At 57.6% G+C, this 22196-nt stretch carries 21 protein-coding genes; 19 read left to right on the plus strand and 2 right to left on the minus strand.

The window, feature by feature from the left end; genetic code table 11:
- Positions 1-8 precede the first annotated feature (8 nt).
- From AB7E06_RS03235 to AB7E06_RS03285, 11 genes are all read left to right on the plus strand, one after another.
- Positions 9-1133 (plus strand): cupin domain-containing protein, encoded by a 1125-nt coding sequence (locus AB7E06_RS03235; RefSeq protein WP_094195166.1) that lies wholly within the window; start codon positions 9-11, stop codon positions 1131-1133.
- Between the two features lie 95 nt (positions 1134-1228).
- Entirely contained in the window at positions 1229-2152 is a 924-nt protein-coding gene (locus AB7E06_RS03240) for a fumarylacetoacetate hydrolase family protein (protein ID WP_009463820.1), read from the plus strand.
- A gap of 15 nt (positions 2153-2167) precedes the next feature.
- A complete protein-coding gene (locus AB7E06_RS03245; protein WP_108727025.1) occupies positions 2168-3196 on the plus strand; it encodes a carbon-nitrogen hydrolase family protein in 1029 nt (342 codons plus the stop codon).
- Positions 3197-3444: 248 nt separating this feature from the next.
- Complete coding sequence (locus AB7E06_RS03250; RefSeq protein ID WP_108727026.1) at positions 3445-4233, plus strand: cyclase family protein; 789 nt, start codon at positions 3445-3447, stop codon at positions 4231-4233.
- 329 nt (positions 4234-4562) lie between these two features.
- On the plus strand, positions 4563-5531 hold the full coding sequence (locus AB7E06_RS03255; protein ID WP_321265674.1) for a PDR/VanB family oxidoreductase: 969 nt from the start codon (positions 4563-4565) through the stop codon (positions 5529-5531).
- A gap of 23 nt (positions 5532-5554) precedes the next feature.
- Positions 5555-6889: an aromatic ring-hydroxylating dioxygenase subunit alpha gene (locus AB7E06_RS03260; RefSeq protein WP_108727028.1), complete on the plus strand. Its 1335-nt coding sequence runs from the start codon at positions 5555-5557 to the stop codon at positions 6887-6889.
- 2 nt (positions 6890-6891) lie between these two features.
- Positions 6892-7374 (plus strand): aromatic-ring-hydroxylating dioxygenase subunit beta, encoded by a 483-nt coding sequence (locus AB7E06_RS03265; RefSeq protein ID WP_009463815.1) that lies wholly within the window; start codon positions 6892-6894, stop codon positions 7372-7374.
- Positions 7375-7393: 19 nt separating this feature from the next.
- On the plus strand, positions 7394-9025 hold the full coding sequence (locus tag AB7E06_RS03270) for an AMP-binding protein (protein WP_108727029.1): 1632 nt from the start codon (positions 7394-7396) through the stop codon (positions 9023-9025).
- 4 nt (positions 9026-9029) lie between these two features.
- Positions 9030-10211, plus strand: coding sequence for a thiolase family protein (locus AB7E06_RS03275; protein WP_094195173.1), 1182 nt, complete (start codon positions 9030-9032; stop codon positions 10209-10211).
- Positions 10211-10612, plus strand: coding sequence for a Zn-ribbon domain-containing OB-fold protein (locus AB7E06_RS03280; protein WP_094195174.1), 402 nt, complete (start codon positions 10211-10213; stop codon positions 10610-10612). The genes AB7E06_RS03275 and AB7E06_RS03280 overlap by 1 nt, the downstream gene beginning before the upstream one ends.
- A gap of 21 nt (positions 10613-10633) precedes the next feature.
- On the plus strand, positions 10634-11365 hold the full coding sequence (locus AB7E06_RS03285) for an SDR family NAD(P)-dependent oxidoreductase (protein WP_094195175.1): 732 nt from the start codon (positions 10634-10636) through the stop codon (positions 11363-11365).
- A gap of 38 nt (positions 11366-11403) precedes the next feature.
- Here the strand turns inward: AB7E06_RS03285 and AB7E06_RS03290 are convergent, their stop codons facing one another.
- Positions 11404-12825 carry an MFS transporter gene (locus tag AB7E06_RS03290; RefSeq protein ID WP_094195176.1) on the minus strand — a complete coding sequence of 474 codons (1422 nt, stop codon included), beginning with the start codon at positions 12823-12825 and terminating at the stop codon, positions 11404-11406.
- Between the two features lie 68 nt (positions 12826-12893).
- On the opposite strand from AB7E06_RS03290, the gene AB7E06_RS03295 reads away from it, so the two are divergent.
- The 4 genes from AB7E06_RS03295 to AB7E06_RS03310 all read left to right on the plus strand — a co-directional run bounded on the left by AB7E06_RS03295 (position 12894) and on the right by AB7E06_RS03310 (position 16630).
- Positions 12894-13334, plus strand: a complete 441-nt coding sequence (locus AB7E06_RS03295) for a helix-turn-helix domain-containing protein (RefSeq protein WP_094195177.1) — start codon at positions 12894-12896, stop codon at positions 13332-13334.
- Positions 13335-13641: 307 nt separating this feature from the next.
- Positions 13642-14145, plus strand: coding sequence for a TRAP transporter small permease (locus AB7E06_RS03300; RefSeq protein ID WP_395029523.1), 504 nt, complete (start codon positions 13642-13644; stop codon positions 14143-14145).
- Between the two features lie 15 nt (positions 14146-14160).
- The gene (locus AB7E06_RS03305; RefSeq protein WP_123050688.1) at positions 14161-15450 is read left to right on the plus strand and encodes a TRAP transporter large permease; all 1290 of its coding nucleotides are present in this window, start codon (positions 14161-14163) and stop codon (positions 15448-15450) included.
- Positions 15451-15592: 142 nt separating this feature from the next.
- Entirely contained in the window at positions 15593-16630 is a 1038-nt protein-coding gene (locus AB7E06_RS03310) for a TRAP transporter substrate-binding protein (RefSeq protein ID WP_123050689.1), read from the plus strand.
- A 214-nt stretch (positions 16631-16844) separates the two neighbouring features.
- On the opposite strand, the gene AB7E06_RS03315 is transcribed toward AB7E06_RS03310, so the two are convergent.
- A complete protein-coding gene (locus AB7E06_RS03315) occupies positions 16845-18233 on the minus strand; it encodes a DUF6056 family protein (RefSeq protein ID WP_395029524.1) in 1389 nt (462 codons plus the stop codon).
- A 331-nt stretch (positions 18234-18564) separates the two neighbouring features.
- On the opposite strand from AB7E06_RS03315, the gene AB7E06_RS03320 reads away from it, so the two are divergent.
- Genes AB7E06_RS03320 through AB7E06_RS03335 form a run of 4 tightly spaced genes read left to right on the plus strand, consistent with a single transcriptional unit; the run spans position 18565 to position 22195 of the window.
- Entirely contained in the window at positions 18565-19452 is an 888-nt protein-coding gene (locus AB7E06_RS03320; RefSeq protein ID WP_094198222.1) for a SphA family protein, read from the plus strand.
- A 21-nt stretch (positions 19453-19473) separates the two neighbouring features.
- Complete coding sequence (locus tag AB7E06_RS03325; RefSeq protein ID WP_094195182.1) at positions 19474-20256, plus strand: SDR family oxidoreductase; 783 nt, start codon at positions 19474-19476, stop codon at positions 20254-20256.
- Between the two features lie 57 nt (positions 20257-20313).
- Positions 20314-21558: a styrene monooxygenase/indole monooxygenase family protein gene (locus tag AB7E06_RS03330; protein WP_427955071.1), complete on the plus strand. Its 1245-nt coding sequence runs from the start codon at positions 20314-20316 to the stop codon at positions 21556-21558.
- 25 nt (positions 21559-21583) lie between these two features.
- Positions 21584-22195 carry a flavin reductase family protein gene (locus AB7E06_RS03335; RefSeq protein WP_123050694.1) on the plus strand — a complete coding sequence of 204 codons (612 nt, stop codon included), beginning with the start codon at positions 21584-21586 and terminating at the stop codon, positions 22193-22195.
- Position 22196: the final 1 nt, after the last annotated feature.

Consider the following 22196-nt stretch of genomic DNA (forward strand, 5'->3'; position numbering starts at 1 on the left):
ACAGCATCATGTCGGAAGAACGTTTTGACACCCACCGCGAAAGCGTGCTCGGTCGTGCAGATGTTGAGGACACGCCCGAATTGGTGAAGTACTACCAGGATTTGACTCAGTTTGAGGCCGGCGCCCTGTGGACCGTGGCCAACAAGATTGAGCCCTGGGAGCCCAAGTCTGACTCCGTGCCAGTGGTCTGGCGCTACCGCGACCTGCGCGACTACGTGTTGCGTTCGGTCGATCTGGTCAGCCCTGAAAAGGCCGGTCGTCGCGTGATTTACCTGAACAACCCCGGTCGCCAGGAAGTCTCGGCGGCGGTGGGTTGGCTGTACTCCGGTTTGCAGGTCATGAAACCGGGCGAAGCGGCTTCCGCTCATGCTCACTCCTCCTCGGCCCTGCGTTTCATTATGGAAGGCCGTGGTGCCTACACCATCGTGGACGGCCACAAGATGACGCTGGGCGCCAATGACTTCGTGCTCACGCCTAACGGCTGCTGGCACGAGCATGGCGTTGAAGCGGACGGCCTGCCTTGCATCTGGCAAGACGGACTGGACATCCCCTTGGTCAACGCACTGGAAGCCGGTTTCTACGCGGTTCACCCTGACTTGTCCCAAGCCATTACGCACCCCGTCAATGACGCGGTGGGTATCTGGGGTGGCCGAGGCCTGAAGCCAACCTTGCACGACTGGCAAAAACCGTACTCGCCCCTGCTCAAGTACGAGTGGGAGCCTACTTACGAAGCCTTGTCGGCCTACGCCAAGGTCACGGACGGCAGCCCGTTTGATGGCGTCATCATGGACTATATCAACCCGCTGACCGGCGGCCCTGTCATGTCTACCATTGGCGCCAGCATGCAAATGCTGCGTCCTGGCGAGCACACCAAGGCCCACCGTCACACGGGCAGCATCATGTATCAATGCGCCAAAGGTGAAGGGTATTCCATCATCAATGGCAAACGCTTTGACTGGCGCGAACGCGACATTTTCTGCGTACCTTCCTGGATGTTCCACGAGCACGTGAACGGTTCCTCGTCCGATGACGCTTGCCTGTTCTCGTTCCACGATCTGCCCGTGATGCGCGCCTTGAATCTGTACCGCGAAGAAGCGCTGGCAGAGAACGGCGGCCACCAGGTCCTGCTGTAAGACTACTTGTTTAACTTATTTGGACGGCCTGCCAAGGCGGGCCGACCCGATTTATTCAAGCCATCTGCACAAGATGGCCCAATCTGGAGATAGAAATGCGTCTTGTAACGTACCGTAGTGAAGTTGCTGCCGCTGGCCGCTTGGGTGCCATTGTGGGCGATCTGGTGGTTGACCTGGGTTACCTGGGCGACGCCACAGGCCACATGCTGCCTGACAATATGCTCGATTTCATCGACCTGGGCCCAGCCGCTGTGACTTCCACGGCTCGCTTGCTGGAAACCTACGCCGACGATATGCCTTTTGGTGTGGCGCTGCCCCTGGCCAACGTCAAGCTGTTGGCTCCTATCCCACGCCCACGCAAGAACATCTTTGGTATCGGCCTGAACTACGTGGAACACGTGGCCGAATCCAGCCGTACGCTGGACACCTCCAAAGAGTTGCCCAAACAGCCTGTGATTTTCTCCAAGCCACCTACCACCGTGGTTGGCCCTGGCGATGCCATCGAGCACAACAAGAACATCACTCAGCAAATGGACTGGGAAGTGGAACTGGCCGTGATCATGGGTACCCGTGCTCAGCGCGTGGCTAAAGAAGACGCCCTGAAGTACGTGTTCGGTTACTCCGTCATGATCGACGTGAGCGCCCGCGACTGCCGTCGTGCCGGTCAGTGGATCTACTCCAAAGGCCAGGACACCTACGCTCCTTTCGGCCCCGTGATCGTGACCGCTGACGAGCTGACCGATCCTCACAACCTGAACCTGAGCCTGACGCTCAACGGTGTGACCAAGCAAAGCTCCAACACCAAGCACATGCTGTTCAACGTGAACGACCTGATCGCGGACATCAGCGCCGGTATCACGCTGGAACCCGGTGACATCATCGCTACCGGTACCCCAGAAGGCGTGGGCGCTGGCCGTGATCCTCAAGAGTGGATGTGGCCTGGTGACGTGGTGCACGCAGTGGTCGAAGGCATTGGCGAATTGCGTCACCCCATCGTGGACGTGACCCCCCAAAACTAAGTAAAGGAGAGCATGATGCTGGAATTGCGTCAGTTCAAGGCCGCCGCCGTTCAGGCAGCGCCTGTGTTCCTGGACACGAATGCGACCATCGAGAAAGTATGTCGTCTGATCAATGAAGCAGCCGACAACGGTGCCGAGCTGATCGCCTTTCCCGAGGTGTTCGTCTCCGGTTACCCCTACTGGAGCTGGGTGATGAACCCGATCGAGGGCAGCCCGTGGTTCGAGCGCCTGTGCAAATCGGCCATCGAAGTGCCCGGTCCCGAGATCCAGAAGGTTGCGCAGGTTTGCCGCCAGCGCAAGGTCAATGTGGTGTTGGGTGTGAACGAGCGCAGTCCCGTTGGCATCGGCACCATTTACAACACGCTGGTCACCATCGGTGCCGATGGCCGCATTCTGGGTCGTCACCGCAAACTGGTTCCAACCTGGGCTGAAAAGCTGACCTGGGCCAACGGTGACGCCTCCTCGATGCGTGTGCATGACACTACCATCGGCCCGCTGGGTGCCTTGGCTTGCGGTGAAAACACCAACACGCTGGCTCGTTTCAGCCTGTTGTCGCAAGGTGAACTGGTCCACGTTGCCAGCTACATTGCCTTGCCCGTGGCACCAAAAGACTACGACATGGCCGAAGCGATTCGCCTGCGGGCTGCGGCTCACTGCTTTGAAGGCAAGGTGTTTACGGTGGTGGCTTGCTCGACGGTTTCCGAGGAAATCATCGAAGCCATGTCGGCCAGCCATCCTGAAGCACGTGAGCTGCTGGCTCGTCCCAACAGCGCGTTCTCGGGCATTATTGGTCCCGATGGCCGCGTGCAGGGCGAAGCACTGATCGACAAGGAAGGCATTGCCTACGCCGACATCGATCTGTCGCGCTGCATCCAGCCGCGTCAAATGCACGACATCACTGGTCACTACAACCGTTTTGACGTGTTTGACCTGCGTGTGAATCGCAAGGCGCTGACCCCTGCCCGCTTTTACGAAGGCGATGCAGCGTCCCAGCCAGACCTGAATCCTGCCGAGTTCTCCGTTCTGGACGACAAGGAAGTGTAAGCAGGTTCAAGACGGTCCCTTTCCAGTATTGGATCGGGACCGTTTTTTGACGGGTCGCTTTGCTCAAGCGACCGGCTCAAAAAAAACCGCCGTGGCCTGGCCGCAGCGGTTCAAGATGCACACTGCCTTTTGTAAAAAAGGGCAGCGCCGGGCCTGAAGGAGCGGGCTGTTTTAACGGCTGGTCCCTATCCTGCGCCTTGCAGGGCAGGCACTTATAACGATGACATAAGATCTAAGTAGGAGATGACATGAGCGACAAGAACCCATTGGCAGCCTTTATCCAGGCGATCGACAGCAAGCAGGTCCGTTTCGTGGATCTGACCCAGACTCTGTCTCCCAGCTTCCCCGCCTTGCAACTGCCCCCTCAGTTTGGCCAGACGGTGGGCTTCTCGATTGAGCGCATCAGCCAATACGACGAAAACGGCCCAGGCTGGTACTGGAACAACTTCACCTGTGGCGAACACACAGGTACCCACTTTGACGCGCCAGCACACTGGATCTCCGGTAAGGATCATCCCGACAACACCGTCGATACCATTCCGGTGGACAATTTCCTGCGCCCTGCCGTGGTGGTGGATGCTTCTGCTGAAGTGGCCCAGAACGAAGACTTCATCCTGACCTCGGAGTTTTTGCAGAACTGGGAAGCCAAGCATGGCCGTATTCCTGAAGGCGCCTGGGTACTGTTTCGCACCGACTGGTCCAAGCGCGTGAACGACGCCGAGGCGTTCCTGAACATGCGTGAAGACGGCGCTCACACGCCTGGCCCAGCACAGGAAGCGGTGGAGTGGATGATTCACGAGCGCAAGGTTCACGGTTTTGGCGTTGAAACCATCAACACCGATGCAGGTCAATCCTACGCTTGGCCTATTGCCTACCCTTGCCACACCCTGATGCACGGTGCCAACCGCTACGGTCTGCAGTGTCTGTGCAATCTGGATCAACTGCCCCCTCAAGGTGCGCTGATCATGTCGGCCCCTTTGAAGATTGAAGCTGGCTCTGGCAGCCCCTTGCGCGTCGTTGCGCTGGTTGCCCAATAAGTAGAAAAAGGGGGGACAACGGCAGAATTGTGTACAGTACGGTTCTGCTGTTTTCTCACCTAGTGGTTTTCCATTATATTCGGCAGTATATATTTATCCGTAAACTATTCATCAATAAAATAAATTCACAAAAGAATGAATAGCGATCCAGCCGTACAGCCAGTGTGGATGTCAGGCAGCCGGTTTTAGCGGAGACAGTAGACGAGCCTTACGCAGCCTTGATCGGCTACGAGATACCGTCCCATTGCCGCCTGCGGCGCTACATGATGCCATGGCTTGGCCTTTTCGGCTGGGTAATTGATGTAGTCATGCTCAATGGTAGGCACATGATGGATACTTTTGAACTCGTCATCCGGGACATCCAGAACGCATCCCCGCTGATTCGCAGTTTTACGCTCGAGCCTGCCCAGGCCGGTTCCCTGCCCGCGTTTGCGCCGGGCTCGCACCTGCAGGTACAGATCCCTGATCTGAACGATCACCGCTGTTATTCCTTGATTTCGCTGGACGCCGACACGGCACAGGGTCCGACCTGTTACCGATTGGGTGTGCGCCTGGAGGACAACAGCTCGGGTGGTTCGCGCTTCATGCACAGCCTCAAAGTCGGCGATACGCTGCGCGTGGCTGGCCCCAAGAACGATTTTCCCTTGCATGCTGCCGCTGCCGGCGAAACCGAAACCGTGCTGATTGCCGGTGGTATCGGTATCACCCCCATTGCCAGCATGGCCGCTGCCTTGCATCATCAAGGTCGCCCGTACCAACTGCACTATGCCGGTCGCAGCGTGGAACAACTGGCCTTTCTGGACGAGTTGACGGCCCTGTCCGGCCCGGCTCTGCGCCACTACGCGGATGACAGCGAAGGCCGTTTCTGCCTGAGTACTTTGCTCGACGGTCTGTCCAAAGACCAGCACATTTACGTCTGCGGCCCCAAAGGCATGATTGATGCCGTGATCGAAGCCTGCAAGCAACGCGGCTGGCCTAGCGACCATGTTCACTTCGAGCTGTTCATTACCGCCGCTCCCCAGGAAGGCGACCAGCCTTTTGAAGTGGAATTGCGCCAGACTGGCGTGACCCTGCACATTCCCGCCGACAAGACCATTGTGGACGTGATGGAAGAGCAGGGCCTGGACCCCATGATCGACTGCAAGCGCGGCGAGTGCGGCGTCTGTACCTGTGATGTGATCGAAGGCGAGGTTGACCACCGCGACTACTTCCTGAGCGACTCGGAAAAAGCCAGCAACAAGGTCATCCAGATCTGTATTTCCCGCGCCAAGACCCCGCGTCTGGTGCTGGATCTATAAGCCCAAGGGCGACGGAGAACATGATGGAAAAGTATCGTGATAATCCCCAGGCCATCCGCGAGTTGGTACGCGAGGCCGAGGTCCACAAGGATTTGTACATCAACCAGGAGCTGTTTGAACTGGAGATGGAGCAGTTGTTCGTCAATACCTGGGTCTACGTTGGCCATGCCAGCCAGGTGCCCAATAAAGGCGACTTCTACACCACGACGGTCGGTACGGAGTCCGTCATCATGGTGCGCCATACCGATGACAGCATCCGCGTGCTCTACAACCGCTGCCCGCACAAAGGCGTGCAAGTGGCGGGCGAGACCTGTGGCAACACGGGCAAATTCTTCCGTTGCCCCTACCACGCCTGGACCTTCAAGACCGACGGCTCGTTGCTGTCCATCCCTTTGAAGAAAGGCTACGAAAACACCGGCTTTGAATGCACCGAAGGCAGCAAGGGCATGGCGGCGGTACAGAACGTCAAGGTGTACCGCGATTTCGTGTTCTGTCGCCTGGCCGATGAAGGCGTGAGCTTTGAGGACTTTTTTGGTGAGTCCCTGAGCACCATCGACAATATGGTGGATCGCTCCCCCGAAGGTCGTCTGGAAGTGGCCGGTGGCGTAATGCGCTACATGCACCAGTGCAACTGGAAAATGCTGGTCGATAACCAGACCGATACCTGTCACCCCATGGTGGCGCACGAGTCCTCGGCTGGTACGGCTGTCAAAGCCTGGGAAGCGGCCCCTCCAGGTACGCCCAAGCCCATGGCGGTTGAGCTGTTCGCCCCGTTCATGTCGCCTTACGAGTTCTACGAAGGCATGGGTATTCGCGTGTGGGAAAACGGTCACGGCCATACCGGCGTGAGCAACTCCATCCACGCGGATTACTCCGAAATCCCCGGTTACTGGGACCAGATGGTCGAAGCCTACGGTGAAGAGCGTGCCAAAGCCATTTTGGGCGACACGCGTCACAACACCTGTTACTTCCCCAACATCATGGTCAAGGGCCCGATCCAGACCTTGCGTTTGTTCAAGCCGCTGGCCGCTGACAAGACCTTGGTGGAGTCCTGGACCTTCCGCCTAGTGGGTGCGCCTGACACCTTCCTGGAACGCACCCTGATGTACAACCGCTTGATCAACGCACCGACTTCCATGGTCGGCCACGATGATCTGGAAATGTACGAGCGTGCCCAGCAAGGCTTGCAGTCGCGTGGCCGCGACTGGATGAATCTGGCCCGTCTGGTGGAAAAAGACGAAGACCAGCAAAAGAATGTGGTGATCAACGGCACCAGCGAAATGCAGATGCGCGCCCAGTTCCGTGCCTGGCTGAAGTTCATGCTGCCCGAGCAGCAGGCTAAACAAGAAGAGGAATAACCATGAGCGAAATCAGCCGTCAGGCCCTTATCGATTTTGTGTATGCGGAAGCCCGCCTGCTGGATGAACAGCGCTACGAGCAATGGCTCGACCTGTTTACCGAGGATGGCTACTACTGGATGCCTCTAGTGCACGATCAGCAGGATGCTCGTTTGCATGCGTCCCTGATGCACGAGGACAAACTCTTGCTGCGTATCCGTGTGGAACGTCTGGCAGGCCGCCGTACCTTTTCCCAGCAGCCCAAGAGCCGCAGCCATCACTTGCTCCAGCAACCCACCGTGGAAAGCATGGACGAGGAAAAAGGCGAATACACCGTGCGTTGCGCTTTCCATTACACGGAAACGCGCGGCGACAACCAAGATATTTACGTAGGCTGGAATACCTACACCCTGGTGCGCCAGGACGACGCCTTGAAGATCCGTCTGAAACGAGTGGATCTGCTTAACTGCGACGCGCCTTTCGGCAATATCCAGTTGTTTATGTGACAGGACAGGAGAATTTTTGATGGCCAACACCACGGTCTACCAGGCTTTTCGAGACACCGCCCAGAAATGGGGCGACAAGCCCTTTGTATGTACCCTGCCTGAGACCGCTGAGATCTACGGTATTGAAGCGGGCGAGCTGACTTATGGTCAGGCGCTGGAGCGTATCGACGCCTTGCGCGGTGCTTACGCGGTTGCTGGCTACGGCCACGGTCACCGCGTCGGCATCCTGCTGGAGAACCGCCCCGTGTTCTTCCTGCACTGGTTTGCACTGAACAGCCTGGGCGTGTCCATTGTGCCGATCAATCCAGACCTGCGCGCTGCCGAGCTGGAATACCTGATCGGCCATTCGGAAATGATCATGGCCATTGCCCTGCCCAGCCGCCACCAGGATCTGCTGGAAGCGGCTCAGCGAGCCGGTCAGCCCTTTGCCATCATGGCCGATGGCGACATGCCTCCGATGGTAGAGCGCGCCGCTTGCCGCTCCTGTGATATTCCTGATGAAAACAGCGAATGTGCCCTGTTGTACACCTCTGGCACCACAGGCCGCCCCAAAGGCTGCATGCTGGCCAACCAGTACTTCCACTACGCCGGTGAGTGGTACCGCGACATTGGTGGTCTGGCCTCGCTGGAGCACGGCAAAGAGCGCATGCTGACTCCGCTGCCCCTGTTCCATATGAATGCGATGGCCTGCTCGACCATGGCCATGATCAAGACCGGCGGTTGCCTGATTTCTCTGGACCGTTTCCACCCACGCAGTTGGTGGGATTCGGTACGCGAATCCGGTGCAACCGTGGTGCATTACCTGGGCGTGATGCCCGCCATTCTGATGAAGGCCGAGGCCAGCGAAAAAGATCGTCAGCATAGTGTGCGCTTTGGTTTTGGCGCCGGTGTGGATCGCGGTCTGCATCCCCTGTTTGAAGAACGCTTTGGTTTCCCACTGTTGGAAGCCTGGGCCATGACCGAAACTGGCGCCGGTGCCAGCATCATCGCCAATCACGAGCCCCGCTTTATTGGCACTTCCTGCTTCGGCAAGGAAATGCCTGTGGTGGAAGTCCTGCTGCGCAAGGACGATGGCGAGCCTGCGCAAGCCGGTGAAAACGGTGAGCTGCTGGTGCGCTCGGCGGGTGACAACCCACGCTACGGCTTTTTCTCCGGCTACTGGAAAGATCCAGCGGCGACTGATGAAGCCTGGGAAGGCGGCTGGTTCCACACGGGCGACATTGTTTGCCGTGACGAACAAGGCTACCTGCACTTTGTGGACCGTAAAAAGAATGTGATCCGTCGCAGTGGCGAGAATATCGCTGCCGTGGAAGTGGAAAACATCATGCAGCAGCACCCGCTGGTGCGCTCCATTGCCGTGGCTGCCGTGCCCGACGCCATCCGTGGCGACGAAGTGATGGCGCTGGTGGTGCCGCACAATCCCATCGAAACCCAGGAACAGCGCGAACAGGCTGCCCAGGAAATGGTGCAGTGGGGCCTGACCCAACTGGCCTACTTCAAGGTGCCCGGCTACGTGCTGTTTGTGGATGCCCTGCCGCTGACCTCGACCAACAAGATTCAGCGCGGTGAGCTGAAAACAGTGGCTCTGGCCGCTTTGGAAAACCCGGCCTGCGTGAACACCAATCACCTGAAAAAACGTCAGGAGGCCTGAACCCATGGCCTTGCCGCAAGCAGCCCGCCAGGGCTATGACGATGTGGTGCTGGTCGCCCCGGTGACCATCCCCTACGAGCGCCATTCCGAGCAGACCGCCCATTGGTGGCTGGGTGCGGCATTGGGCCAGTTGCTGGCCCAATCCGGCCTGAAAAAAGCCGATGTCGATGGCGTGTGTGTGTCCAGCTTTACGCTGGGCAGTGACACGGCTGTCGGCGTGATGCAGCATTTTCAGATGAGCCCGCGCTGGCTGGATCACATCCCTATGGGTGGAGCCAGCGGCGTGGTGGCCATGCGCCGTGCGGCGCGTGCCGTGCAGTGTGGTGATGCGTCCATCGTGGCGTGTATCGCGGGCGATACCAATCACCGTGAGTCCTTCAAGAACACGGTGTCGGGCTTCTCGCGTTTCTCGCAGGATGCTGTCTACCCTTACGGTGCCGGCGGCCCCAATGCCAGCTTTGCGCTGCTGACGGACTACTATATGCGTCATTACGGTGCCACGCGTGAGGACTTCGGCAAGCTGTGTGTCGCCCAGCGCGACAATGCGCTACGCAATCCGCATGCCCTGATGAAAAAACCGCTGACGCTGGAACAGTACATGGAGGCGCGCGTCATTGCCGACCCCATCCACTTGTTTGACTGCGTGATGCCGTGCGCCGGAGCCGAAGGCTATCTGGTCATGCGTCGTGAGCAGGCCGAAGCACTGGGCCTGCCTTATGTCCGTATCCGCTCCACTATCGAGCGTCACAATGCCTTCCCTGAAGACGCGGTACAGCATCGTGGTGGTTGGGCCATGGACAAGGATGCGTTCTACGAACACGCGGGCCTTACCCCGGCAGACGTGGATTTCATGGAAACCTACGATGACTACCCCGTCATCAACGTCTTGCAGTTTGAAGACCTGGGATTCTGCGCCAAGGGCGAAGGCCCGGCGTTCATTCGCAAGAACACCTTTACCGTGGATGGCACTTTTCCTTTCAACACCAGCGGCGGCCAATTGTCGGTAGGCCAGGCCGGCGCAGCCGGTGGTTATCTGGGTCTGGTCCAGGCGCTGCGCCAACTGACGGATACCGCAGGTGATACGCAAGTGGCCAATGCCCGCATCGGTTTGGTGTCCGGCTTTGGCATGATTAATTACGACCGGGGCATTTGTACTGCCGCGGCCTTGCTGGAACGGGGGCAGTGATGAGCGATACCCAAATCTTGCCACCGGGCGCACGCAGCGCCACGGCAGCCGGTCTGACCGAGGCCGCCCAGCGCGGCGAATTCGCCCTGCAAGTGTGCCCGTCCTGCGGCACGGTGCAGTATCCCGCCCGCGATGTGTGCGGCCATTGCCTGCACACCACGCTGAACTGGCAGGCCGTTGCCAACACTGGTGTTCTGCAGGCCACGACCACATTGCATCACAGCAACGAACCCTATTTTCAGGCACGACTGCCCTGGCGTATCGGCACCGTTCAACTGGATTGCGGCCCTTTTGCCATCGCCCACTTGCCCGAAGGCGGGCAGGCCGATGAAAAAGTGCGCCTGAGTCTGGAGCTGGATGCCGGTGGCGTAGCCGTGCTGGTGGCGCGCCCTGCGCCTTGAATTTGCCTGGAGACAATCAAGATGACACAAGCTCACTACACCGCCATTGTGACGGGCGGCAGCACCGGTATTGGTGAAGACATTTGCCGCAAGATGCTCGATCAGGGTTACACCGTGATCAGCATGGCGCGCAATGTGCTGCCCTGGACGCACGAGCGTCTGCACTGCGTGCAGGTGGATTTGCTGGATGCGGCGGCAACCGAGAAAGCCGCCAAGGATATTGCTGAACGCTTTGAAGTGACCCACTTCATCCACAACGCAGGCGTGATCTGGCCCGCCTTGCTGGACGAGGTCAAGCTGGAAGACTTGCAGGGCCTGACCCAGATCCATCTGGGCGCGGCCTTGCAGATTACTCAGGCGGTGGTGCCTGGCATGCGCGAGCGCCACTTTGGTCGCATCGTGCTGATGTCCTCGCGGGGCGCGCTGGGTCTGCAAACCCGTACTGCCTATGCCGCGACCAAGGCTGGCATGTTGGGCATGGCCCGCACCTGGGCGCTGGAACTGGCTGACCAAGGCATTACCGTCAACGTGATTGCCCCTGGCCCCATCACCACCAATATGTTCTACGACGTGGTTGAAGCCGGTAGCGAACGCGAAGCCAAGCTGGCGGCCGCAATTCCTGTGAAGCGCCTGGGCCGTGCCGATGACATCAGTCGCGCCACCCTATTCTTCTCCGATCCTGAAAACAGCTTCATTACGGGCCAGACCCTGTATGTTTGCGGTGGTGCCAGCGTGGGTACGTTGACGATCTGATTGTCGGCTAGCGCGGATCGCCCTTGCGCTTGCATCAGTCATGGTTCACCTTTTGATGACATTGCGATGGATGTCGGTCGCTTCTTCCCCACGAAGAAGGTCACCATGGCAAGTCCGAACGAGGCTGCTGCCAAGAGAAACGTGTGGGAGAAGGCCTCGCCGATGGCGATTCGGGAACTTAAGGCCATCTCTTCATCACCCAGGAGCGAGGCAAAAAGTAGCGGCATCAGTGCTGCGCCGGTCATGAATCCAAGATTGCGTGACAGGCCTATCAGCCCGGAAACCATGCCCCGTTGAGCGTCTGGAGCGGCTGCCATAGTGGCGGTGTTGTTGGCGGCCAAGAACAGTTGAAAGCCCGGCGTTGTTAGTATCAGTGCCATGACGTAGCCGGGAATTCCAACTTGAAGGGGCAGCAGTGCGAAGCAGATCAGTCCGCCCGTCGCAAGCACCAGACCAGCAAGCACAATTCGATTGGTGCCGAATCGGTCCGTGAGCTGGCCGGCGGGTACACCGGACAGCGCGGCGGCAGCAGGACCGGCCGCCATTACAAGGCCCGCCATCAGTTCATTCAGGCCAAGGCCAAATGCCAGATAGAAGGGGCCAACCACCAGCGTTGACATCATGATGGCGCTGACAATCAGGTTCATGATCAGTGACGATGCAAGGACTCGATTACCCAACAGGGCCAAGGGCACCAGTGGGTGACTGGCGCGTCGTTGGAAGCCGACAAAGGCCGTCAGCGCGATGGCAGTTGCGGCGAGTAACATCCAGAGCGGAATGGCCATTCCGACCTTGCTGCCAGTGGCGGACATTGCGAAGAACAGCAGTGCCAGGCACAGCCAGAGGCTGCCCATCCAGTCCATACGCGCCGTCGTGGTGGTCGGTCCTTGCTGCTTGGGGATACCGATCGCCGTAATGGCGATCATGCCAAGGGCGCACACAAGCAACAGAACAAAGACCGAGCGCCAACCCAGAAGCTCAATCAAGCCGCCGCCAAGAGAAGGACCCAGCGCGGTCCCGATGGCCGACATGGTTCCTAGCAACCCCATCACCGCCCCCATGCGCTCTTTGGCGATCAGGGCTTTGGCAAGCGACATGGGTAATGCCATCAGGACTGCAGCAGCCAGACCTTGCCCCACCCGGCCCGCGAACAGCCAGCCCAGGTTCGGTGCTACAGCACAAGTGATTGAGGCCAAGGCAAAGAGCACCAGGCCGGAAAGCAGTACACGGCGACTTCCGTACAGATCTCCCAGGCGTCCGGCGGACACGATAGCCACCGTCAGCGAAACCAGATAGGCGAGCACGACCCATTGCACCTGTTGTACCGAGGCCGAGAAGACGGAAGCCAATGTTGGGAGTGCCACCGTCGTGACACTGATGCCCAGTGAGGCTAGCAGAATGGAGCCCGCCAGTGCGGCCAAAGCGAGCTTGTTGCCAGGTGGAAACGTCGGTTCTTTCATGTGTCTGACCCTTGATCTAGGCTTGGTTGCCAGCTAGTATCCAACTTCAAGTCAACTTGAAGTCAAGCATGAACCTCATTGATATCGGCATACTTTCAAAGACCAGTGGTGTCGCCACATCGACTCTGCGCTATTACGAGGAAATCGGCCTGATCCGATCCGTTACCCGAAACGGATTGCGTCGGCAGTACCGTGAGGACACACTCGTGCAGCTCGCTTTGATTGCCTTGGGCAAGAGTGCGGGTTTTTCGCTGGAAGAGATTGGTAGCATGTTTGACAAGGATCGAAAGCCAAACCTGCCCAGATCTACATTGAGTGAGCGTGCCGATGAACTCGATCGTCAGGCACAAAGACTGAAGACCTTGAGCAACATGCTGCGGCACGTTGCAGAATGCCCCGAGCCATCTCATCTGGAGTGCTCCAGATTTCAGAAGTTGCTTCGCGCGGCTTGCCCTACAGAGGCTGCCAGGGACGTGTTGCGACACGCTGTCAGAGAAAGTGATGCGTAACCCTTCACATTATTGAAAATATCTGGCCCGGCCCTTCAAAAGGGGAATATGGGTATCTAACTTCCAGCGTGATAGTCCTTGTTTTTACACAGGACAAGGGCTTTCGTTTGTGACTACCTTTCTTACTATGTGAGACCGACGCTCCAAATCCATGATTTTGGATGGAATTAAGGGTTTCTTTCTATTTACCTGCATTGGTTCATCTATAAACTATTTAGAACAAAAATATAACAATGCTCGCCGGTTTTTCGGGGGGCATGATGACCCAAAAAACAGGCCTACGCAGGCCAGAAAGAGTGGAGCTGTAATGAACGACGATCTGCCAGGAATGGAGCTGGTGCGTTCACGTGGAGTAGTACGGGTTGTAGAGACAATTCTGGATACTGCCTGTGTGGTCATCTTGATCCTGATGACTGGTGTCACGACCGTGGACGTGATTGGCCGGTATGTATTTCATGCCCCCTTGCTGGGAGCCTATGAGGCCAGCGAGATCTTGCTGGGCGTGCTGATTTTTGCGGCCTTGCCCCGCGTGACCTGGCATCAGCAACACCTGACTGTCAGTCTGTTGGATGCCTGGCTGGGGCCGTGGGCACGACGGGTGCAGCAATGCCTGATCAATATTCTCTCTACCCTCATGTTGGCCGTGCTGACCGTGTATCTGTGGCACCGGGCCAATGAGCTGGCTGAATATGGTGATATGAGCAATGCCCTGCAAGTGCCTATTGCGCCGTTTGCCTATGCCATCTCGATCATGACCGGCATCGCAGCGTTGGCTGCCTTGCTGCAGATTTTTCGCTCCCCTGGCCGATAAAGACGGAGTTGTTTCATGTTGATTTCTATTATCGGACTGCTTGTCCTGTTGGCTAGCTTGTTCATGGGTTTGCCCATTGCGTGGGGGATGCTGCTGGTTGGAACGGTGGGTTTTGCCCAGTTCACGGGCATGGAAGCGGCCCTGATCATGGCTGCGCAAACCAGCTTTGACACTGCCATGAGCTACAGCTTCACGGTGCTGCCGCTGTTTATTCTGATGGGTAATCTGGTCAATGCGTCGGGCCTGTCCAAAGACCTGTACAAAGCAGCCCATGCATTTATTGGCCACTTGCGTGGTGGTTTGGCGATGGCCACGATTGTTGCCTGTGGTGCCTTCAGTGCGCTCTGTGGTTCCAGCATGGCGACCACGGCTGCCATGGGCCGCGTGGCCATGCCTAATATGCGCAAATATAACTACGATGATCGTCTGGCCACGGGCAGTATTGCCGCCGGCGGCACACTGGGTATTTTGATTCCGCCCAGCGTCATGATGGTGGTCTATGGCATTTTGACCGAAACCGACATTGGCAAGCTGTTTGCCGCCGGTTTTTTGCCCGGCCTGATCGCCATGCTGATGTACCTGGTGACGGTCACCATCATTACCGCTATCAATCCCAATCTGGGCCGTCCTGGCGAGAAAGCCAGTTGGCGTGAACGCTTTGAGGCGACCAAAGGGGTGATGGCCATTACGGTGCTGTTTATCGTCATCATGGGTGGTATTTACGGTGGCGTGTTCACCCCGACTGAAGCGGCCGGTATTGGCGCGGCTGCCACCTTTTTGCTGACCTTAAAGCGCCGTGGTTGGCAGCCGCGCATGTATTGGACGGTGCTGATCGAGGCCGCCCAGACCACCGCCATCATGTTCGCCTTGGTGATCGGAGCTTTGGTTTTTACCAACTTTTTGTCAGTGGCCGGTTTGCCCAGTGAATTGCTCAGTTTTATCGAGGGCTTGGATGTCTCCCCGGTTGCAGTGATTTTGATCATTTGTGTGATTTATCTGGTGCTGGGCTGTTTTCTGGAAACGATGTCCATGGTCATGCTGACCGTGCCCATCTTTTATCCGATTGTGGCCTCGCTGGGTTTTGATCTGGTGTGGTTCGGGGTGATTGTGGTGGTGGCCGCTGAAATCAGCCTGATTACTCCGCCGCTGGGATTGAATATTTTCATGATCAAAAACGTGATGTCTGATGTTTCCCTGGGCACGATTATTCGGGGTGTGACACCTTTTGTTCTGACCGATATTGCCCGCTTGTTGTTGCTGGTGTTTGTTCCCTGGATTGTTCTGGTTATTCCGAACAGTATGTAAAAGCGGCCCGGATGCCGTTGTGATCCGGGCAGCAGTCAAAGCCGCCGGGCGTGCAGGTCCAGGATCTGTTTCATGTTCTGTCGGGCGGTCAGAAAGCCGGGCTGCAGTGGCCCGGCAGCAAAATAATTTACGAGGAGTCAAGATGCGTGTTTTCAAAAAATTGGCCTTGAGCCTGGGCCTGGCTGCAGCAGCCCTGGCGCCGACCCTGCCGTCGGTTGCCGCCGAAGTCACTACTTTGCGTTTTTCGCAGTGGATGCCACCTGGTCATTTTATTGTGACCAATATGTTCGAGCCCTGGGCACAGGAGGTGGAGAAGGTGACAGAGGGCCGTGTCAAGGTCGAGTTCATCAATGCCCTGGGCAAGCCCCAGGCCCATCTGGACTTGGTCCGTAACGGTATTGCAGATCTGGGCATGTCGGTACACAGCTATACCGCCAACCGTTTCCCATTGATCGAGTTTGCCGAATTGCCTTTCACAACAGATGACGGCGGCGTGAACTCGGTCGCCTACTGGCGTACCTATGAAAAGTTCATGATGGATGCCAACGAGCACAAAGGCGTGAAACTGTTAGGTATGTGGACCAGTCCCGCTACGGTTATTTTTACCCGCAAGGAAGATGTGCAAAGCATCGAGGATCTGGACGGCCAGAAGTTGCGCTCGCCCAGCCCGCTGTTCGATGCCATTGGCAAAGCCTTGGGTATTGTGACGGTGAATGCGCCGGCCTCAGACAGCTATGAAATGCTGTCTCGTGGTGTGATTGACGGCATGTATTTCCAGTACGACCAACTGGATAACTGGAAGCTGGACAAGCTGATCAAGACAGCGGTTTCTGTTCCTGGCGGGTTTGGTAAATCCAGTCAATACCTGTTCATGAACGAGCGTAAATGGAAGAGTCTGTCCGAGGCTGATCGTGCGGCCATCGAGAAGATCAGTGGCGAGTGGATTGCCAACGATTTCGGCTCCAAATGGCAGGCTGCCGAGCAGCAAGCTATTGAAAAGCACACGGCAGCGGGCTTGAAGACGTTGCGCATCGAAGGCGAGGCGGGCGATAAGCTCAAGGAACGTCTGGCTTTTGTGGAAGAGGACTGGATCAAAGCCGCAGACAAAAAGGGCATTGACGGTAAAGCCGTGCTGGCCTACTTCCGTGAGCAGATCAAAGAGCTGAGCGCTGCCAAGTAATACGCAGCAAGGGACACACTACAGTCTTGGCCCCGCTTTCCTTTGGGAAGGCGGGGTTTTTTTATGTTTTTTTGGGGGCTGTGGTGAGGGTGGAGGATAGGCAGCCGGGTTGCTGCTGCAGTCCTGGTCGACGTTTCTCTCTGTAAAACGCCGCTTCAGGCCCGCCGGGGCCTGAAGCGGCTTGTAGCGGAGTAAATGCGCAAGTTTTACAGCTTCAGGGGGCGGGTGGGGGTGCCCCTGTCTCCAGGTCATAGTACTGATGGACGGCATATTCGTTGATCACCGCTTTGCTCCCGTAGTATCGGGCCATGGCTTTGGGGTTGAAGTGCATATCAAAGCGATCCCGCGAGCGCAAAGTGGGTAGGAAATAATACTTCGGCAGTGCGACATGCTGGCGCTGATGCTGGTGGGCATCGACCAAGAGCGCGCGCCGCACCTGATCCTGCTCCCAGGTACCGTGATAACTGCGTAACATGAGGCCGCTGGATACCAGCCAGAGTGTGCCGCAGACTCCTAATGTCACCAACAGGCTGCGCTGCATAGGGATGGCGCGCTGCCCTTGCGCCAATAAATCATGCGCATAAATCGACAGGGCCACCAGCAGATACATCAAGCCGCCATTTAGGGCTCGCTTGGGGATATTGGGCGCCAAAACCAGAATGGCATTGGCTAGAAGTGACGCGCCAATGAGCAGCCATATTGCCCGGCGTGCTGATTCAGAGCTGGCAGGCCCTGCGGCAAAACGCCAAACCAGCATCACCAGAATGACCCCCCAGTAACGCAGTATCGCGTCCGGGAATCGACGAGCAAAGTGCTCCCCAATGCGCCATAACAAAGGCTGGTCGTACCAATGGGCAAAGAACTCTGCGCGTATTTGATTGCCCGGTGCCAGGACCAGTACGGTGATCCCCAGCCCCATACAGAGCAACCAAACCAGATGCCATGGGCTTAGCGAGCCTGTGCGCTGATAGTGCCTCAGGCTCAGATACGCGAGCAAGCCCCAACTGATAATCCCGGTGTTCTCATTGGAGCAACCGGCCAGCACGCCCAGAATGCAGAGCGCCAAGCCTGTGACGACAGAGGGCCTGCCTTTTTGCAAATACCACACAAAGGCCAGTGCAAAGCCAAAGTTGAACAGATTGGGCCACAGGTAGTTGGCAGCCCCTACCAACCAGAAGGTGGTTTGTCCCAGATTGGGATTGACCAGCCAATACAAGGTAAAGACCAGCAGCAGCAAAGAGGGGCGCAAGGCTCTTCCAGCCAGTTGCGCGCCGAGCGCCGTCAGTACCGTGATCAGGCCTAGCAGGGCTGCCGTATTCAACGTGGCTTTCAGCCACCCCGGGGCTAGGTTGAGCATGGCGCTCGAGAGCGTGTCCGAGACCAGTCGACCGCTCCATTGCAGGTAATGTTGTTTGATCGACGTCCACGCAATGCCTTTGTTGGCGTAGTTGAAGTCGTCCGAAATCATGGGGGTGAGCCAGTAAAGGGTCCACGTCGCCATGACGGCCAGCATTGAAAACAGAACAAAGGCCCAGGCACCAGAACGGCGGCTGAATAAAGGCTGGCCGAATCGGGATTCAGCAAAAGAGAGATTGGGGCTCATCGGTATGAAGAGACGAAGGTGTGGCCAGGTCCACGACGACGGTATGACACATCGTTCGCTGCTCTGGATGTGGAGGTCGCGGTGATAGTACTTATTCATCGCGCGAGAAGCGAGGAAATTATTTCTGGTAAGCGTTGAAACACAGCGTTTAACGGCCTTGCTGATCGCCATCCTTTAAATCTAAACCAAATCGGGGTTTTCCCTGCTTTTGCGGCTTCTTGCGCTTATTGGCTAGGTGCTGCGCAAAGTGGATATACCGGCACAAACGGCACTTCTACCATTGGCCTCATCGTCATACCTAAAAAACAAAAGGAGAACGGACGTGGGGGACATCAATAAAACAATAGCAGCCGTTGTACTGGGAGCAGGTGCATTGGGCGCCGGTCCAGCTTATGCCATTGAGGGTAATGGCCTGCCTATTTATCCCGACGGTTTGGAAAATTTCATGAGTGGCGCTTTGCCACCACCCGGTGTGCACTTGCTGATGTACGGCGGTGCCATGCGTTACGACTCGGTGCGTGACCAGAACGGCGACAAGTTGCCTATTCCCGACTTCAAAGTTGATGTGGCGATGGTTGCGCCTCGTTTGGTTTGGGTGACGGACCAGCAAGTGTTGGGTGGCCAATTGGCGTTCCACGCGCTGGCCCCCTTGCTGACGGTCAAGGCGCAAGCCGCTGGCCAGTCCCAGCGCCGCAGTGGTCTGGGTGATGTGGTGTTTGGTCCTGCTCTGGGTTTTCATCCCAGCGAGAAGATGCACTACATCCTGGGCGTGGACTTTGTCGCCCCTACCGGCCGCTACAAGGTGACCGACAGCGCCAACCTGGGCCGCAATTACTGGGCCATTCAGCCTGCTGCTGCGTTCAGCTACACGCAGCCCAGCGGCATCAACTGGGATTTGAAGATGATGGTGGACTTCAACTTCCGTAACAGTGACACCGAAACCCGTACGGGTAAAGCCATTCACGCGGATTACGCCGTGGGCTGGGGTTTTGGCAATGGTCTGGTGCTGGGGGTGGGTGGTTACGCCTATCAACAGATTGAAAGTGACCGTGGCCCGATGGCTGGCGATAGCAAGGCACGTGCCTTTGCCATTGGTCCCAGCCTGCGTTACGCCAATGAGAAAGGTCTGCTGATTACGGCCAAGTACCAGCAGGATCTGGGCGTGCGTGGCCGTCCTGAAGGAAAACAATTTTTTGTAAAAGTGGCGGTGCCTTTCTAAGGCCCGCGGCAGGAGAGCGACATGAAAGGACTGAAGGATAAGGTAGTCATCGTGACCGGCGGCGCAACGCGTGTTGGCGCAGGCGTGGTCGAGGTGCTGATGGGCTACGGCGCACGTGTGGCCGTGTTTGATATTGATGCCGCAGGTGGCCAGCAAGCCGTGGGCAACGATGCCGCCAAAGCCAAATTCTGGGAAGTGGACATCACCAGTGATCAAAGCCTGAATGCCGCTATTGAGCAGGTCAAGGCGCATTTTGGTCGTGTGGATGGCCTGGTCAATCTGGCCTGTTCCTATCTGGATGAGGGCATGGCCTCCAGCCGTGAGGACTGGCTCAAGGCATTGGACATCAACCTGGTCAGCGCGGTGCAAGCGGCCAAGGCTGTGCGCCCCTTGTTGCCGCGTGGTGGCTCCATCGTCAACTTCACGTCCATTTCATCGTCGATCGCACAAACCGGACGCTGGTTGTACCCGGTCTCCAAGGCCGCCTTGTTGCAACTGACGCGCAGCATGGCGCTGGACTTTGCTCCAGACGGTATCCGCGTCAACTCGGTCTCGCCCGGCTGGATCTGGTCGCGGGTGATGGACGAGCTGACTGGCGGCGATCGCGCCAAAACCGACCGCGTGGCCTCGGCATTTCACATGCTGGGCCGCGTAGGCGATCCCCAGGAAGTCGGTGAAGTTGTCTCCTTCCTGTTGTCGGATTCCGCCAGTTTCGTGACCGGTGCCGATTATGCCGTGGATGGCGGCTATTCGGCCATGGGCCCCGAGCAAGGTGTACCCGCCATTCCCAAATTGGCTGAATAAGAAAAACCGGGATGCCGCTACGGTGGCGTCCCTCGCTCCCTCAGAAGGAAAAAAATCATGCGTAAAGTTGCTATTGTGGGCGCTGGCCAAGCTGGCATGCCCGTTGCATTTGGCCTTTTGGCCCAGGGCTACGACGTAGCCGTTTTCACCAACCGTGGTCCTGACGATATTCGTGGTGGCCGCGTGATGTCCAGCCAGTGCATGTTTGCCGAGGCGCTGGACGTCGAGCGCCGTCTGGGTTTGAACTTCTGGGATGACGAATGCCCACCTGTACAAGGTATCGGCTTTGCCCTGCCTAATCCCGATCAGCCGGACACCAAGGCTGTGGATTGGAGTGGCCGTCTGGATCGCGAAGCACAAGCCACCGACCAGCGCGTGAAAATGCCTTACTGGCTGGAATTGTTCGAGCAGCGTGGCGGCAAGCTGATCATGGAAGACGTGGGCGTGGCCGAGTTGGAGCGCATCACCCAGGAATATGATCTGACCATGCTGGCGGCCGGTAAAGGCGAAGTGGTCAAACTGTTCGAGCGTGACGATCAGCGCTCCATGTACGACAAGCCCCAGCGCGCTCTGGCCCTGACTTACGTACACGGCCTGGAGCCTACGCCCGAATACTCGCGTGTGTCCTTCAACTTCATCCCCGGTGTGGGCGAATACTTTGTGTTCCCATCACTGACCTTGTCCGGTCCATGCGACATCATGGTGTTTGAAGGCGTGCCCGGTGGCCCATTGGATCGCTTCCGCGATGCCAAGACGCCTGAAGCGCACCTGGAGCAAAGCGTGTCCTTCCTGCGTGAATTTTTGCCTTGGGAAGCCGATCGTGCCCGCAATGTGGAACTGACCGATGCCCAGGGTTACCTGTCCGGCGCTTTCCCTCCCACGGTACGCAAACCCGTGCTGACGCTGCCGTCGGGCCGTATGGTGCTGGGTCTGGGCGATGCTGTGGTCGTGAACGACCCGATTACCGGCCAGGGCTCCAACAATGCGGCCAAAGCCGCCCAGGTATATCTGGACAGCATCTTGCAGCGCGGTGAAGGCGCGTTTGATCGTAACTGGATGCAGGAAACGTTCGAGCGTTACTGGGATTACGCCAACCTGGTCGTGCGCTGGACCAACTCCATGTTGAAGCCGCCAACCGACTCCTCGTTTGCCTTGTTGACCTCGGCCCAGCAATCGCCTGCCCTGGCCCATTTCCTGGCCAACAGCTTTAACCACCCGCCAGTTCTGTTCCCGGCCTGGGAAGATCTGAGTGCCGCTCAGGCATTGATCGAGAAGACTCGCAGCCAATCTGTGGCCGCCTGATAGATAGTATTCAAGGAGACGTATCATGACCCCCACCGCAACGCTGCAAGACTGCCCGTCCCAAACCGCTGAGCAGCGGCAGGCCGTGTCTGCCCAAGCGTTGGCAGCCGCTGACGCCAAACCCACACCGTCCAATCTGAATGTGGTCGATAGCCGTGCGTTTCGCCAGGCACTGGGCCATTTTCCAACGGGTGTGGCCATTGTCACGACTCGTTGTCCCGATGGCCGGGCGGTGGGTCTGACCATCAATTCCTTTACCTCCCTGTCGCTGGAGCCGCCTTTGGTGATGTGGAGCTTGGTGAATCATTCGCCCAGCCTGGAGGTTTTTGAAAACTGCAGCCACTTTGCCATCAACGTGATCAGCCAGGAGCAAGTGCCCGTGGCCCTGGGTTTTGCCAATTCTCAGGTCAAGGACAAGTTCTCGCTGGTCTCTCATGTGGATGGGGAAGAAGGTGTGCCACTGCTGGACGATTGTGTGGCGACCTTTGTGTGCGAGAACTACCGTCAACATGAAGGCGGCGATCACACCTTGTTTATTGGCCGTGTGGTGCGCCACACCACCTTGACCGAACATGAACCGGCGGTGTTTCACCGTGGCCGTTTCGCCAACCTGACAACGCCTAGCGGAGACCGTTGAA

It is taken from the genome of Alcaligenes sp., assembly GCF_050255915.1.
Taxonomy (GTDB): Bacteria; Pseudomonadota; Gammaproteobacteria; order Burkholderiales; family Burkholderiaceae_B; genus Alcaligenes; species Alcaligenes aquatilis.